Genomic DNA, 14,994 nt, shown 5'->3' with positions numbered 1-14,994 from the left:
GGGAGGAGATTTGAACCCGGGGGTTCCCGTGCACAGGCGTGCGAGGAGGTGGTCGGCGTGGCCGACGATCAGCCCTCCGCACCGGCACCCGACACCGCAACCGTGTCGGGTGGCCATCCGGTGCTCTCCCTGGCGCTGGCCGCGATGATGGAGGACGTCCACGCGCACTCCGGGGCGGTCTACCTCCTCGGCGCCGATCCGCCGGTGCTGGAGATGGCGGTGATGGCCGGCCTGCCGAGGGCCTTCGCGGCGCCCTGGGAGCGGGTGACGCTGCACGCGCCGGTGCCGGTGGCGGACGCGGTGCGTGAGCGGCGGACGGTCTGGGTCGGCGACGAGGAGGAGATGGCGCGGCGCTATCCCCGGGTCGCCGTGGTCCTGCCCTACCCGTTCGCCCTGGTCGCGCTGCCCGTCGCGACCGAGTCCACGGCGTACGGCGCGGTGTTCCTGACCTGGCCCGGTGCGCGTGCCACGGAGCTGTCCGAACGGGAGCTCCGGCGGCTGACGGCGGCCTGCGAGCGGCTCGCGGTGCGGCTGGAGCGGGCCGCCGCGGCGAGTGTTCCCGTACACCCGGAGCCCGATCTGCTGGCCGCCCCGGTGGTCGGGGGCGCGCCCGGCACCCTCGGGTCGCTGGAGGCCGTGCGGATGGTGGGGCGGCTGCCGTACGGGCTGTGCTCCCTGGACCTGCACGGCCGGGTGGGGTTCGCCAACCCGGCCGCGGCCGAGCTCATGGGCGTGCCGGTCGCGGAGCTGATCGGCACCCACCTGTGGACGTCGGTGCCGTGGCTCAACGACCCGGTGTACGAGGACCGGTACCGGGCCGCGCTGTTCAGCCAGCACGCCACCTCCTTCGTGGCGCTGCGTCCGCCCGGCGACTGGCTCTCGTTCCGGCTGTACCCGACCCGCACCGGGCTCAGCGTGCGCATCAGCCGGGCCCGGGGGGTGTCGCGGCCGGGCTCGGCCGGGGCGGTGCCGGACGGGGCCGCCCCGCCCCGGCTCGTGACCATCTCCCAGGTGGTCAGCCTCACCGGCGCGCTGTCCGAGGCGGTGGGTGTGCGGGACGTGGTGCAGCTGATCGCCGACGAGATCGCGCCGACCGTGGGCAGTCAGGGCCTGGTCGTCCTCGGCTCACGGGCCGGGCGGCTGCACGTCCTGGGACACCGCGGCTATCCGGACCCGCGCGCCGTGGAGCGGTTCGACGGGACTCCGCTCACCGAGGCGATCCCGGGCGCGCAGGTCCTGCGGACGGGGGTGCCCGCCTTCTTCGAGTCCTGGGAGCAGCTGGAGCGGCTGTACCCGGCGCGACGGGGCACCCACGACGGGTTCGCGGCCTGGGCGTTCCTGCCGCTGATCGCCTCCGGGCGGCCGGTGGGCACCTGCGTCCTCGCCTACTCACGACCGCACTCCTTCACCACGGAGGAGCGGGCGATCCTGACCAGCCTGGCCGGGCTGGTCGCGCAGGCCCTGGACCGCGCCCTCGTCTACGACGCCAAGTACCGGCTGGCGCACGGGTTGCAGGACGCCCTGCTGCCGCACTCGCTGCCCCTCCTACCCGGCGTCGAGGCCGCGGCCCGGTATCTGCCGGCCACCCGGGGCATGGACATCGGGGGCGACTTCTACGACCTGGTGCCGGCCGGGGGCGCGCCGGTGGCGGTGATCGGGGACGTCCAGGGGCACAACGTGACGGCGGCCGGGCTGATGGGGCAGGTGCGTACCGCGGTCCGCGCGTACACGGCCGTCGGCCAGGCGCCCGAGGAGGTCGTGCGCAGCACCAACCGGCTGCTGATCGACCTGGGCACCGAGCTGTTCGTCAGCTGTCTGTACCTGCGGCTCGACGCGGCCCGCGGGCGGGCGACACTGGCCCGCGCGGGACATCCGCCGCCGCTGCTGCGCCGCCCGGACGGGCGGGTGGAGGTGCTGGACGTCGCCGGCGGGCCCCTGCTGGGCATCGACCCCTCGGCCGCGTATCCGTGCACGGAGATCGACCTGGCTCCCGGCTCCCTGCTGGCCCTGTACACGGACGGCCTGGTGGAGTCCCCCGGCGCCGACTTCGAGGACGCCCTGGCCGACCTGGGGCACCGGCTGGCCGACGCCGGCGACCTGCCGCTGGACGCGCTCGCCGACCGCCTGGTGCGCGACGAGGCCGGTGCGGAGGAACGCCCCGACGACATCGCCCTGATGCTGCTCCGAGCGAAGGGCTGAGGCGGGGCCCGCGGGGCGCCGGAACCTCGGCCGAGATGCGTGCTCGGGCCGGGAGGCGGGCGCTCGGGCCGGGACGCGGGTGCTCCGGTCGGGACGCGGGTGCTGCGGTCGGGAGGCGGGGGCTCGGGCCGGGACGCGGGTGCTCCGGTCGGGACGCGGGTGCTCGGGCCGGGACGCGGGCGCTCCGGTCGGGACGCGGGTGCTCCGGTCGGGACGCGGGGGTTCTCCTTCGGTGGCCGCAGAGCCGGTACAGACCCGTCGCCCCGCTCCCCCACGCCTGCGGCGCCCGGCCGCTCGGCTGCGGCTCCGCCGTGCGGCGGTCCGCCCCTCCCGCCGGAGGAGCGGACCGCCCACCGCCGTCCGGCCCCTCGGGAGCCGGCCGGGGTTCGTGAGGCGCGCCGCGGGCGCGGGGCGACCGCGTCAGCCCGTCAGCCCGTCAGCCCGGAGCCGTCCTCGCCGCCGACGCCCGTGCCGTCACCGACATCGCCCGCACCGGCACCGGCGTCCTCACCCGCACCGGCGTCGCCACCGGCACCGGCCTGGCCGTCACCGGCCTCCTCGCCACCGGCCTCCTCGCCACCGCCGACGGCGTCACCGCCCCCGGCCTCTTCCCCACCGGCCTGGTCGCCCGCGCCGGCCTCCTCGCCGCCGACGCCCGTGCCGTCACCGACATCGCCCGCACCGGCACCGGCGTCCTCACCCGCACCGGCGTCGCCACCGGCACCGGCCTGGCCGTCACCGGCCTCCTCGCCGCCGGCCTCCTCGCCGCCCGCCTGGTCGCCCGCGCCACCGGACGCGTCGCCGCCGAGGGTGGCGCCGACCGCCTCCAGGGCGGTGGTGACCGGCTGGAAGAAGGTCTCGCCGCCCACCGCGCAGTCGCCGCTGCCGCCGGAGGTCAGCCCGATCGCGAGGCCGTCCTGGGTGAACAGGGAGCCGCCGCTGTCGCCCGGTTCGGCGCACACGTCGGTCTGTATGAGGCCGGTGACCGTGCCTTCCGGGTAGTTGACGGTGGCGTCCAGGCCGAGGACCTGACCGTCGGCCAGTCCGGTCGTACTGCCCATGCGGAAGACCTGCTGACCGACCGTCGCCTCCGCCGCCTGGCTGATCTGGACCGTCTGGTCGCCGAGGTTCACCTCGCTCGGCGCCTCGGTCGCCGGGTCGTCGTACCGCACGAGCGCGAAGTCGCCCTCGCCGGGGAAGACCGCCTGGTCGACGGTGGCGATCGGCTGCCCGCCCTGCGCGTCGGACCACTGGTCGTCCGCCACGCCGCAGTGACCGGCCGTCAGGAAGGCGGGCGCGCCGTCGCCCGCGGTGACGTTGAAACCGAGGGAGCAGCGAGCGCCGCCGCCGAAGATGGCGTCCCCGCCCGAGACGAAGGTCTTGAAGGTGCCGGGGGACTTCCGGATGGTCGCCATGCCGGAGCCGAGGCCTTCGACGGTGGACTCCACCCGGTCCCACGCGGCGCCGGTGACGGTGCTGTCCGCGGTGACCAGGATCTTGTTGGTGCGCGGGTCGATCGCCCACGCGGTGCCCGGGACGGTCGCCTCCGCCTTCAGGGTCCGCGCGCCGCCGCGCAGTTCGCCCAGGCTGTTGTCGACCTCGCGCACCTTCGCGCCCGCCTTCTTCGCCTGCACGATCACCTGGTTGTTGTCGCCGGGTACGACGTTGACGACGAGCTGCTGTTCGCCGGCGTCGTAGTAGGAGCCCGCGAAGGCGTCGCCGAGCAGGCCCGCGAGCTGCGAGGCGAGATCCGACGCGTCCGCCGCCTTGAGGGTCTTCGGCGCCGCCGTGCCGCCGGCCGACCCGCCGTCCTGCGAGGCGTTGGCGTTCGGCAGCAGGATGGCGGCCGCGCCGAGCGCCACCACGCCGCCTGCCGCCATCGCGGCCCTGCGCTTCGGAATTCGCTTGTGACTCAACCTTCTCGACCTCCTGGGACGGGGTCCGTGCCGCCGGTACGGCAGCTGTCGGGGGGCGCCTGGATGGCTGTTGGTACGCACGGGCCCGACGGGCCGTTCAAACGCACCGGATCGACACGCTCAGCGATCGATCGACAACGGTCCGTACCGATCAGGGAGCGGAATCCTGGCTTCAGCGAATCTGCACATCGAATGCCCAACCCGGTCACCCCCACTGGAGGATCTGCACAACCGCACGGCACCCCGTACGCCTTCCGGGCCGCGGTGCCGGATGCGCCGCCCCGGGCAAGGGCTCGCACGGGCCGATGTCGCGGCCTTTGTGAAGAAGTCGCCGTGAAGGCGTGCGCGATTGTGCACGGTTGGTTGCCCGGGCGTCGCAAGTGCCCTGGTGGGAGGGGTTCATTGATTGGAAGCCCGGACCGGCCGCGTGCTTTGATCCATCGCACCGCGGGGGCCGCGGAGGGCTCCGGAAAAGGGCGCCCGGCGCCCGCGGTCGCGGCCGTCATCTGTCCCCAGAGGGGGCCGCTCCCCCCTTGTGAAATGGCTATACGAAGGGAAGTTCCCCCATGAACTCCACCCCCCAGGTTGAGACCGTCGAGATCTCCGACGCCGACCTCGACAACGTCTCCGGCGGTCTGTCCGTGAACGCCGTCGGCACCGTCACCGGCCTGGTGGACGGCATCGCCCCCGTCTCGGGCCTGCTCAACACCGCCATCGGCACCGTCGAGGGCGTCACCGGCCTGAACACGGCCCCGGTCACCAACCTGGTCGCCGGTCTCTGATCGCGCCTCTGTGCCGCTGAGTCCCGGAGCCACCCAGGCTCCGGGGCTTTTCGGCCGTTCCTCCACGGCTTCCGTGGCGCCGCCCACGGTTTCCTCCGTGGCTCCGTCCGCGGTTCCTTCCGTGGCTCCGTCCGCGGTTCCTTCCGTGGCTCCGTCCGCGGTCTCGTCCGTGGCTTCGCGTCCACGGTCGCTTCCGTGGCTTCGCCGGAAAACTCTGGGATACGTCCGACGTGCAGTTCCGCCAACAGGCCCTCGCAAAACTCCAGTCACCGGAGGAGCTCGATCTCCCGGTGCGTTTCGCCCGCCCGCAGGGCTGGGCGGTGCTTTCCGTGACCCTCGTCGCGATGGCCGCCGCGTGCGTATGGGCGGTGGGCGGCTCGGTGACCTCCACCGTCGGCGCACCCGCCGTCCTCACCCACGGACAGGGCAGTTACCTCCTCCAGAGCCCGGTGTCCGGCCAGGTCACCGCGGTCCTCGCGCGCCAGGGAGAGCGGTTGCCCGCCGACTCCCCCGTGCTGAAGGTCCGCACCGCCGAGGGCGAGACCGTGGTCCGCACCGTCGACGCCGGCCGGGTCAGCGCGCTCGCCGCCACCGTGGGTCAGATCATCCAGACCGGTGCGAACGTCGCCTCGGTCGAGAAGGTCGCCCACGCCGACGATCCGCTCTACGCCACCGTCTACGTCCCCGCCGAGAAGGCCGCCGCCATCCCCGCGCACGCCTCCGTCGACCTAACCGTCCAGTCGGTGCCCGCCCAGCAGTACGGCGTGCTGCACGGGAAGGTGCAGTCCGTGGACCGCTCGGCCCAGTCGGCGCAGACCATCTCCGCCTTCCTCGGCGACGGCCAGCTCGGCGAGCAGTTCACGAAGGAGGGCAGGCCGGTGGCGGTGACGGTCCGGCTGACCACCTCCAAGTCCACGCGGAGCGGCTACGAGTGGTCGTCCGCGGACGGACCGCCCTTCGGCCTGACCTCCATGACCATGGCCACGGGTTCCATCCGGCTGGCCGACCAGCGTCCCCTCGATTGGCTGCTGCCGTGACCACCGCACAGGAGACCCGGGGCAGACGCCGCGCCGCCCCGCCGAAGCGCAAGGTGCCCAGGAGCGGCCGGGCGAAGACCGTCCGCACCCCGACCGTGCTCCAGATGGAGGCGGTGGAGTGCGGCGCCGCCTCCCTGGCCATGGTGCTCGGCCACTACGGCCGGCACGTGCCGCTGGAGGAGCTGCGCATCGCCTGCGGCGTCTCCCGCGACGGCTCGCGAGCGAGCAACCTGCTGAAGGCGGCGCGCGGTTACGGTTTCACCGCCAAGGGCATGCAGATGGACCTGGCCGCCCTCGCCGAGGTGACGGCGCCGGCCATCCTGTTCTGGGAGTTCAACCACTACGTCGTCTACGACGGCGTGGGCCGGCGGTTCGGCCGCCGCGGGGTGTTCATCAACGACCCGGGCAAGGGCCGCCGTTTCGTGACCCTGGAGGACTTCGACACGAGCTTCACCGGCGTCGTCCTGACCATGGAACCCGGCGAGGACTTCACCCGGGGCGGCCGCAGGCCCGGCGTGCTCGGCGCGATGCCGGCCCGGCTGCGCGGCACCGCGGGCACCCTGCCCGCCGCGGTGCTGGCGAGCCTGCTGCTGGTGGCGGTGGGCGCCGCGGTGCCCGCGCTCAGCCGCACCTACATCGACACGTTCCTGATCGGCGGGCAGACCTCGCTGCTGGGCGTGCTCTTCACGTCGATGGCCGCCTGCGTGCTCCTCACGGTGGTGCTGACCTGGCTCCAGCAGGCCAACCTGCTGCACGGCCGCATCATCTCCTCCACCCTCTCCAGCGCCCGCTTCCTGCGCCACCTGCTGCGGCTGCCGGTGACGTTCTTCTCCCAGCGCAGCCCGGCCGACCTGGTGCAGCGCCTCCAGTCCAACGACGCGGTGGCCGAGACGCTGGCCCGCGACCTCGCCGCCGCGGGCGTCGACGCGATCGTCGTCGTGCTGTACGCCGTACTGCTGTACACGTACGACCCGCAGCTCACCTTCGTGGGCATCGGCGTGGCCCTGCTCAACATCCTCGCCATGCGGATCGTCATCCGGCTGCGCGCGACCCGTACGGCGAAGCTGCGGGCGGACACGGCGCGGCTGACCAACACCGCGTACACCGGTCTCCAGCTGATCGAGACGATGAAGGCGACCGGCGGTGAGGACGGCTACTTCCGCAAGTGGGCCGGGCAGCACGCCACCACGCTGGAGGAACAGCAACGGCTCGGCGTGCCGAGCGCCTGGCTGGGCGTGGTGGCTCCGACGCTCGCGACGCTCAACAGCGCGCTGATCCTGTGGATCGGCGGCATGCGCGCGGTGGAGGGGCACATCTCGGTGGGGCTGCTGGTCGCCTTCCAGGCGCTGGTGGTCCGCTTCACCGCCCCGCTGACCCGGCTGAACGGCGTCGCGGGCCGCATCCAGGACTTCGCGGCCGACGTGGCCCGGCTGAAGGACGTGGAGAACTTCCGGGCGGACCCGCTCTACGACCGTCCCGGCGGGATCGACTCGACCCGCCGGCTGCACGGCCATGTGGAGCTGCAGAACATCTCCTTCGGTTACAACCCGCTGGACAAACCCCTGCTCACGGGCTTCGACCTGACCGTCGGACCGGGGCAGCAGGTGGCCCTGGTCGGCGGCTCGGGCAGCGGCAAGTCGACGGTCTCCCGGCTGATCTCAGGGCTGTACACCCCGTGGGACGGCGTGATCCGCATCGACGGGCAGCGCATCGACGACATCCCGCGCGGCGCCCTGGCGTCCTCCGTCTCCTTCGTCGACCAGGACGTGTTCCTCTTCGAGGGGTCCGTCCGCGACAACGTGGCGCTGTGGGACCCGTCGGTCCCGGACGAGGCCGTGGTGGAGGCGCTTCGGGACGCCGCCCTGTACGACGTGGTGACGCGCCGTCCGGGCGGCATCCACAGCAGGGTCGAGCAGGACGGCCGGAACTTCTCCGGCGGGCAGCGCCAGCGTCTGGAGATCGCACGGGCCCTGGTGCGCCGGCCCAGCATCCTCGTCCTCGACGAGGTGACCAGCGCGCTCGACGCGGAGACCGAGCAGGTCGTCATGGACAACCTGCGCCGGCGCGGCTGCGCCTGCGTGGTGATCGCGCACCGGCTGAGCACCGTGCGGGACAGCGACGAGATCGTCGTCCTGGAGCACGGCACGGTCGTGGAGCGCGGACGGCACGAGGAGCTGGTCGCGCGCGGTGGCGCGTACGCGGCGCTGGTCAGGGAGCGGTGAGATGACAGCGGTGCACGAAGGACAGGGCGACGTCGTCCTCGGGGCGCTCGGCTCGCTGGGCACGCGCGTCGACTGCGCCGGGTTCGGCCGCCTCGACCTGGAGGGCCCGCAGGTGCTGTGGCTGGTGGCGTCCGGCGCGGTGGACCTGTTCGCGGTGGACGCCGGGCAGCAGGGGCACTGGCACCACCTGGGCCGCCTGGAGGCGGGCTCGGTGCTGCTCGGGCCGGTCTCCGGGCCCCAGCACACGCTGGTCGCGCGTCCGCTGCGGGACTGCGTGGTGCACCGCATCGGGCTGCGCGAGCTGTACCAGCCGGCGAACACGCAGACGTGGTCGTACGACGCGTACGGCAACCCCCAGTACGTGCCACCGACGACGAGCCCGCTGGAGTACGCCCTCGCCCTCGGGGTGGGCCGCGGCCTGACCGTCCTCTTCCAGGCGCCGATGGCCGACGAACGGGCCGCGGCGCCCACGGACGACGACGTGTTCTGGATGCAGGTCCCCCCGGGCAGCGTCCAGTACGGCGCGGTGTACGGCGACGAGGCCGCCGCCGACCTGCTGATGGACCCGGCGCTGTGGCAGAGCATGGTCGACCAGCAGTACCGGCTGCTGACCACGCTGGACCGCTGGATCGAACAGCTGGAGCGCACCCACGAGACCCGCACGGCGGCCGGCATCAAGGCCGGTGAGGCGGTGCGCGCCCAGGCCGACCGGACGTTGCTGGCCTCCATCGGCAAGCCCTCGGGGCCGCGCGCCACGGCCGCCGACGCCGACGCCACCTACGCGGCCTGCAAGCTGGTCGCCCGTGCCGCCGGCATCCCGCTCGCCGAGCCCCCGCGCGGCGACACGGGGAGCGACCGGATCGACCCGGTGGAGCGGGTCGCCGTCGCCTCGCGCCTGCGCACCCGGACCGTCCGGCTGGAGGACCGGTGGTGGCGGGACGACGTCGGGCCGCTGGTCGGCCACCGGGCGCTGTCCGGCGCGCCGGTGGCGCTGCTGTGGCGGCGGGGCGGCTACGTGGCCGTCCATCCGGCGACCGGCCGGGAGACGCCGGTCGAGAAGGCGAACGCCGAGGAGTTCGAGCCCCGCGCGGTGATGTTCTACCGGCCGCTGCCCGAACGCCGGCTCAGCCCGCTGCGGCTGCTGCGCTTCTGCCTGCAGGGCACCCGCGGTGATCTGACCGGCCTGCTGCTCAGCGGGCTGGTGACGGTGGCGATCGGCGCGCTGGTGCCGATCGCCACCGGCAAGGTGCTCGGCGAGTTCGTGCCGAAGGCGCAGACCGGGCTGATCGTGCAGGTCTGTCTCGCGGTGATGCTGAGCAGCGTCGTCGCGGCGGCCTTCATGCTCCTGCAGAACCTCACCATCCTGCGTCTCGAGGGCCGCATCGAGGCGACCCTCCAGCCGGCCGTGTGGGACCGGCTGCTGCGGCTGCCGACGAAGTTCTTCACCGAGCGCTCCACGGGTGAGCTGGCGAGCGCCGCCATGGGCATCAGCGCCATCCGCAGGCTGCTGGCGGGGGTCGGTCCGACGGTGGCGCAGTCCGTGACCGTCGGGGCGATGAACCTGGGGCTGCTGCTCTGGTACAGCGTGCCGATGGCGCTCGCCGCGATCGGCATGCTGGTGGTCGTCGCCGCCGTCTTCCTCGGCCTCGGGCTGTGGCAGGTGCGCTGGCAGCGGCGGCTGGTCCAGCTCACCAACAAGCTCAACAACCAGGCGTTCCAGACCCTGCGCGGGCTGCCCAAGCTGCGGGTCGCGGCGGCGGAGAACTACGCGTACGCGGCGTGGGCCGAGCAGTTCGCGCGCAGCCGTGAGCTCCAGCAGCGGGCGGGGCGGGTCAAGAACCTCAACGCGGTGCTCGGCGCGGTGTACCTGCCGCTGTGCACGCTGCTGATGTTCATGCTGCTGGCCGGTCCGGCACGCGGTTCGATGTCGGCGGCCGAGTTCCTCACCTTCAACGCGTCGGTGACGATGCTGCTGACCTCGGTCACGCAGGTGACCGGCGCCTTCGTGTCGGCGGTGGCCGCGCTGCCGCTGTTCGAGGAGATCCGGCCGGTCCTGGACGCCACGCCCGAGGTCCGCACGGCCAGTACCCGGCCGGGTCCGCTGTCCGGGGCCATCGAGGCGCGGCGGCTGTCGTTCCGGTACACCGACGACGGTCCGCTGGTCCTGGACGACGTGTCCTTCGAGGTGCGGCCGGGTGAGTTCGTGGCGGTCGTCGGTCCCAGTGGCTGCGGCAAGTCGACCCTGCTGAGGCTGCTGATCGGCTTCGACCGGCCGTTGTCGGGCAGCGTCCTCTACGACGGGCAGGACCTCGCCGCGCTGGACCAGTCGGCGGTGCGCCGGCAGTGCGGGGTGGTGCTCCAGCACGCGCAGCCCTTCACGGGCTCGATCATGGACGTCATCTGCGGCACCGAGGCGTACACGCCGGAGGAGGTGATGGCGGCGGCCGAGATGGCCGGGCTCGCCGAGGACATCAAGCGGATGCCGATGGGCCTGCACACCATCGTGTCGGGCAGCGGCGCCGTCTCGGGCGGTCAGCGGCAGCGGCTGATGATCGCGCAGGCACTGATCCGCCGGCCGCGCATCCTCTTCTTCGACGAGGCGACCAGCGCCCTGGACAACGAGACCCAGCGCACGGTGATCGAGTCCACCAAGGCGCTCAACGCCTCCCGCGTCGTGATCGCGCACCGTCTGTCGACGGTGCTGGACGCCGACCGGGTGATCGTGATGGAGGCCGGCAAGGTGGCCCAGCAGGGACCGCCGGCCGAGCTGCTGGCGGACACGGGCGGCCGGCTGCACGAGCTGGTGCGGCGGCAGCTGGCCTGACCGGGGGCCGGACGGCCCGGTGTGGTTTCCGGCCTACCCGCCCCGGGGGCCGTTGGACGGGCGCGTAACTGGGTACCTGCGCCTGCATGCGTATCAGCGTGGTGGACGTGGGGTCGAAGACGGTCCGGCTCATGGTGGCGGACGCGGAGGGCGGGGTCCCCCTGCCGGTCCACACGGCGAAGTGGCGGCTGCGGCTCTCCGACCAGGTGAAGCCGGGTGACCCGGTGCCCGAGGAGGCCGTGGAACGGCTCGTGGAGGCGGTCGACGGGGCCAACAGGACCGCGGCCCGGTGGGGCGCGGCCGGTCCGCTGGCCTTCGCGACCGCGGTGGTGCGTGCCGCGCCCAACCGCCACGAGGTGCTGCGCGCCGTCCGCGCCCGCACCGGTGTCGCCCTGTGCACCCTGCCCGGCGAGGTGGAGGCGGAGCTGACGTTCCTGGGGGCCCGGCGCTGGATGGGCTGGCGGTCCGGTCCGCTCGCCCTGCTCGACATCGGCGGCGGTTCGCTGGAGGTCGCCTTCGGCCGCGGCCGGCTGCCCGATTTCGTGGCCTCGCTGCCCCTCGGCGCGGCGCGGCTGACCCACGACTTCCTGGAGGGCGGCGAGGACGCGGTGCCGCCGGAGCAGATACGGGCGCTGCGCCGCAGCGTCCGCCACCAGTTGCGGGACGTGGCGGCGCGGATCCGCTGGGAGGGACCGCGCACCGCGGTGGCCACCTCACGGACCTTCCAGCAGCTCGGGCGGCTGTGCGGGGCGTTGCCGGGCCGGCACGGTCCGTTCGTCGAGCGGCGGATGCGCTGCTCGGACCTGGGCGAGGCGGCCGGCCGGCTGGCCGCGCTGACCGCCGCCGAGCGGGCCGAGCTGCCCGGCATCTCGGCGCCGCGGTCGGCGCAGAGCGTGGCCGGGGCGGTGGTCGGACACACCGTGATGAAGCTGACGGGGCTGGAGACGGTGACGCTCTGTCCCTGGGCGATCCGCGAGGGCATCCTGCTGCGCCACATCGAGGACGGGCCGTCCTGGTGGGCCGAGGTGACCCGGCGCAGCGACGAGATCACGGCGCCGGCCCCGGTGCCCCTGCGCGTCGCGACCACCACGAGCTGAGGCGCGACCCCGACGACCCGACGTTCCCGTTCGAGGGAATCCGAGGGAATCCGGGGGATACGCCGCGAACGAAGAAACACAAGGAAGGAGACACCCGTGTCCCACAACCGCGACCACGCCCACGAGCAGCCCGAGACCGCCGTCGAGGAGGTCCTGCGCGAGATCCGGGACGGCAGGCCCCGCGACGCGGAGTCCGACGACGAGCCGCGCCGGGGCGAGGCGGGCGACGCCACCTCGCCGAACACCGCCGCGCAGCGGGACGCCGAGGGAGAGTGACGCGGGACTCCGCTTCCGCGGGGGTGCCGCGGCGACGGCCGGGTACTCGCGGCGCCATGGAGTACGACCGCGAAGGACCACAGTTGCCGACGGCCCGGGGCCCGCTCTCCGCGGCCGTCGGCTCGTACCTGCTCGGGGCCGGCCCGCTGCCCGCACCGGAGGCCGTCGCCGCCGCGCCGGCCTACGGCGACGACCTGCAACTGGCCCTGTACCAGTGCTACGAGCTGCACTACCGGGGTTTCGCCGGGGTCTCCCCCGGCCTCGAATGGGACCCCGACCTGCTGCGCACCCGGGCCGCGCTGGAGGACCGCTTCCTGTCCGCACTGCGCGCCGACACCCGGGTCCACGACACCGTGGAGGACGCGGTCGGGGCCCTGCTCGTCGAACCCGTCGACGGGAAGGGCGTCAGCCACTTCCTGCGGGACGAGGGCGAGCTGTGGCACCTGCGCGAGTACGCGGCCCAGCGCTCCCTGTACCACCTGAAGGAGGCCGACCCGCACGCCTGGGTGCTGCCGCGGCTGTGGGGGCGCGCGAAGGCGGCGATGGCGGCGGTGGAGTTCGACGAGTACGGCGGCGGCCGCCCCGACCGGGTGCACGCCCGGCTCTTCGCCGACCTGATGACGGACCTGGGTCTGGACACCACCTACGGGCGTCATCTGGACGCGGCGTCCGCCGAGTGCCTGGCCACGGTCAACATGATGTCCCTCTTCGGCCTGCACCGGTCCCTGCGCGGTGCTCTGGTGGGTCATTTCGCGGCGGTCGAGATCACCTCGTCGCCCGGTTCCCGGCGGCTCGCCGAAGCGATGCGCCGCACCGGCGCCGGACCGGCCGCCGAGCACTTCTACGACGAGCACGTCGAGGCCGACGCGGTGCACGAGCAGATCGTGCGGCACGAGGTGATCGACGGCCTGCTGGAGCAGGAACCGCACCTCGCGGCGGACGTCGCCTTCGGTATCGACGCCACGGAGCACCTCGAGGACCGCTTCGGCGCCCGGCTGCTCGCCGACTGGCGGGCCGGCCGCTCGTCCCTGCGCACTCCGCTGCCCGGGGCGCCTCGCGAGCCTTCCGAAAACTCCCATATTTCTTGATTGCCGGGGTACGTGGCTTCCGTGAACTTCATGGTGCTTCCGGGCGTGTACGCCCCTCAGGAGGACACCGCCCTGCTGACCGGGGCGCTGTCCGACGAGTCGCTCCCACCGGCCGCGTCCGTGCTCGACGTGGGGACCGGGACGGGCGCCCTGGCCGTGGCCGCGGCCCGGCGGGGCGCGCGGGTGACCGCGGTGGACGTGTCGTGGCGCGCGGTGTGCGCGGCCCGGGTGAACGCCGCCCGGTCCGGGGTGCGGATCCGCGTCCGGCACGGCAACCTCTTCACGCCCGTCCGCGGTGAGACGTTCGACCTGGTGCTGGCCAACCCCCCGTACGTCCCGGCGCCGGCCGGCGGCCGCCGGCCGCGCGGCGCGGCACGGGCCTGGGACGCGGGACACGACGGCCGGATGGTCCTGGACCGGATCTGCCGGGAGGCACCCGCCCTGCTGCGGCCGGGCGGTGTGCTGCTGCTGGTGCAGTCGGCGCTCAGCGACCCGGAGAGGACCGTCGGCCATCTGCGCGAGGCCGGTCTGAAGGCGGCGGTGACCCGGCGCCGGCGGATCGCGTTCGGACCCGTGGTACGCGGCCGGGAGCGCTGGTTGCGGCAGCGCGGGCTGCTGCCCCTGGCCGAGAACGAGGAGGAGCTGGTGGTCGTCCGTGCCGAACAGCCCGTCTGAGACGCCCCGTCCGACCGGCGACGTGCGCCGGGTCAAGGTACAGCGCCGTGGGCCGCTCCTGGTGGAGGGCCCGGTGGAGGTGGAGCTGGAGGACGGGACCACGGTGTCCTCCGACCGCTTCCGCGTCGCCCTGTGCACCTGCCGTCGCAGCCGGCGCTTCCCCTGGTGCGACACCAGCCACCGCGCCAGGTCGTCCGGCACCGGCGACGGGCCGGCGGCGAAGGACTGACGTGACGGCGAAGGAACCGACACGGCGGCCCGGGTGCCGGAGAACGGCGGACGGCCCCACTCCGTCCGCCGTCCCCGGTGCGGGACCGCGCATTCCGTACGGCGGCGCTCGCACTCCCCAGTAGCGAGCCGCCGGTCACGCCGCACGGGCCGGGCGGTCCCGGTCCTCAGAACGTGAAGACGCTGCTGCTGCCCGCGTTCTTCACGCACTCGTTGGCGAAGGTGCGCTCGTAGGAGAGGCGCCGGCCCTGCCAGACCCCGTCGACGGTGACGACCACGGGCGCGTACTCCCGGGTGCACATCACACCGGCGTCCGCCGCGAGGGCGTCGAAGTCACCGCCCGCGCCGCGCAGTTCGGCACAGGCCGAGACCGTGGCGGGGTGGGTTCCGGAGGCCGTGGGCGCGCAGGTCAACGTGACCGCGCGTACGGGTACGGCGGTGGCAGCGCTCTCTCCGTGCCCTACGGTCAGTACGAGGGCCGAGGGGGCGTGGAGCGACGCGGGGGCGGTGGCCGGGGAGGCGAGAGACGCCCCGGCGAGGGGCCCGCAGACGGCGGTGGCCGTCAGGCCCAGAGTCGCTGCCCAGCGCGCGGTGTTCCGCATTGTGTGCATCCTTCCGCTCGTTTCGAGGGTGATGCCGGCCCGGCTCGG

12 protein-coding genes are annotated in these 14,994 nt (G+C 73.9%); 10 read left to right on the top strand and 2 right to left on the bottom strand.

Annotated features, from left to right (window positions below):
• Nucleotides 1-48 precede the first annotated feature (48 nt).
• Nucleotides 49-2,199: a SpoIIE family protein phosphatase gene (locus SAM23877_RS32180; RefSeq protein ID WP_053140884.1), complete on the top strand. Its 2,151-nt coding sequence runs from the start codon at nt 49-51 to the stop codon at nt 2,197-2,199.
• A gap of 428 nt (nt 2,200-2,627) precedes the next feature.
• Here SAM23877_RS32180 and SAM23877_RS32175 read toward each other — a convergent pair whose 3' ends face one another.
• Entirely contained in the window at nt 2,628-4,115 is a 1,488-nt protein-coding gene (locus SAM23877_RS32175) for a S1 family peptidase (protein ID WP_053140881.1), read from the bottom strand.
• Between the two features lie 566 nt (nt 4,116-4,681).
• On the opposite strand from SAM23877_RS32175, the gene SAM23877_RS32170 reads away from it, so the two are divergent.
• From SAM23877_RS32170 to SAM23877_RS32130, 9 genes are all read left to right on the top strand, one after another.
• Entirely contained in the window at nt 4,682-4,897 is a 216-nt protein-coding gene (locus tag SAM23877_RS32170) for a hypothetical protein (protein WP_053140878.1), read from the top strand.
• 230 nt (nt 4,898-5,127) lie between these two features.
• Nucleotides 5,128-5,934 carry an HlyD family efflux transporter periplasmic adaptor subunit gene (locus tag SAM23877_RS32165; protein ID WP_053140876.1) on the top strand — a complete coding sequence of 269 codons (807 nt, stop codon included), beginning with the start codon at nt 5,128-5,130 and terminating at the stop codon, nt 5,932-5,934.
• On the top strand, nt 5,931-8,156 hold the full coding sequence (locus tag SAM23877_RS32160; RefSeq protein ID WP_053140871.1) for an NHLP family bacteriocin export ABC transporter peptidase/permease/ATPase subunit: 2,226 nt from the start codon (nt 5,931-5,933) through the stop codon (nt 8,154-8,156). Before SAM23877_RS32165 ends, SAM23877_RS32160 begins: the two co-directional genes overlap by 4 nt.
• A 1-nt stretch (nt 8,157) precedes the next feature.
• A complete protein-coding gene (locus tag SAM23877_RS32155) occupies nt 8,158-10,980 on the top strand; it encodes an NHLP bacteriocin export ABC transporter permease/ATPase subunit (RefSeq protein ID WP_053140868.1) in 2,823 nt (940 codons plus the stop codon).
• An 86-nt stretch (nt 10,981-11,066) separates the two neighbouring features.
• Entirely contained in the window at nt 11,067-12,077 is a 1,011-nt protein-coding gene (locus tag SAM23877_RS32150; RefSeq protein ID WP_053140865.1) for a Ppx/GppA family phosphatase, read from the top strand.
• A 96-nt stretch (nt 12,078-12,173) separates the two neighbouring features.
• Nucleotides 12,174-12,353, top strand: a complete 180-nt coding sequence (locus SAM23877_RS32145) for a hypothetical protein (RefSeq protein WP_053140862.1) — start codon at nt 12,174-12,176, stop codon at nt 12,351-12,353.
• Between the two features lie 56 nt (nt 12,354-12,409).
• Nucleotides 12,410-13,441, top strand: coding sequence for an iron-containing redox enzyme family protein (locus SAM23877_RS32140; RefSeq protein WP_053140859.1), 1,032 nt, complete (start codon nt 12,410-12,412; stop codon nt 13,439-13,441).
• A gap of 30 nt (nt 13,442-13,471) precedes the next feature.
• A complete protein-coding gene (locus tag SAM23877_RS32135) occupies nt 13,472-14,116 on the top strand; it encodes a HemK2/MTQ2 family protein methyltransferase (RefSeq protein ID WP_174532267.1) in 645 nt (214 codons plus the stop codon).
• Nucleotides 14,097-14,345, top strand: coding sequence for a CDGSH iron-sulfur domain-containing protein (locus SAM23877_RS32130; RefSeq protein WP_053140853.1), 249 nt, complete (start codon nt 14,097-14,099; stop codon nt 14,343-14,345). Before SAM23877_RS32135 ends, SAM23877_RS32130 begins: the two co-directional genes overlap by 20 nt.
• Before the next feature lie 166 nt (nt 14,346-14,511).
• Here the strand turns inward: SAM23877_RS32130 and SAM23877_RS32125 are convergent, their stop codons facing one another.
• Nucleotides 14,512-14,946: a protease inhibitor gene (locus tag SAM23877_RS32125; protein ID WP_053140850.1), complete on the bottom strand. Its 435-nt coding sequence runs from the start codon at nt 14,944-14,946 to the stop codon at nt 14,512-14,514.
• Between the last annotated feature and the right edge of the window lie 48 nt (nt 14,947-14,994).

Origin of the sequence: Streptomyces ambofaciens ATCC 23877, from assembly GCF_001267885.1 — a bacterium.
GTDB classification, from domain to species: Bacteria; Actinomycetota; Actinomycetes; order Streptomycetales; family Streptomycetaceae; genus Streptomyces; species Streptomyces ambofaciens.
This window is presented reverse-complemented; position numbering and strand designations above follow the sequence as displayed.

Excerpts from the sequence above, each read along its gene's own strand:
- SAM23877_RS32155 (WP_053140868.1), top strand. The coding sequence starts at position 8,158 with ATGACAGCGGTGCACGAAGGACAGGGCGACGTCGTCCTCGGGGCGCTC.
- SAM23877_RS32150 (WP_053140865.1), top strand. The coding sequence starts at position 11,067 with ATGCGTATCAGCGTGGTGGACGTGGGGTCGAAGACGGTCCGGCTCATG.
- SAM23877_RS32135 (WP_174532267.1), top strand. The coding sequence starts at position 13,472 with ATGGTGCTTCCGGGCGTGTACGCCCCTCAGGAGGACACCGCCCTGCTG.
- SAM23877_RS32170 (WP_053140878.1), top strand. The coding sequence starts at position 4,682 with ATGAACTCCACCCCCCAGGTTGAGACCGTCGAGATCTCCGACGCCGAC.
- SAM23877_RS32140 (WP_053140859.1), top strand. The coding sequence starts at position 12,410 with ATGGAGTACGACCGCGAAGGACCACAGTTGCCGACGGCCCGGGGCCCG.
- SAM23877_RS32125 (WP_053140850.1), bottom strand. The coding sequence starts at position 14,946 with ATGCGGAACACCGCGCGCTGGGCAGCGACTCTGGGCCTGACGGCCACC.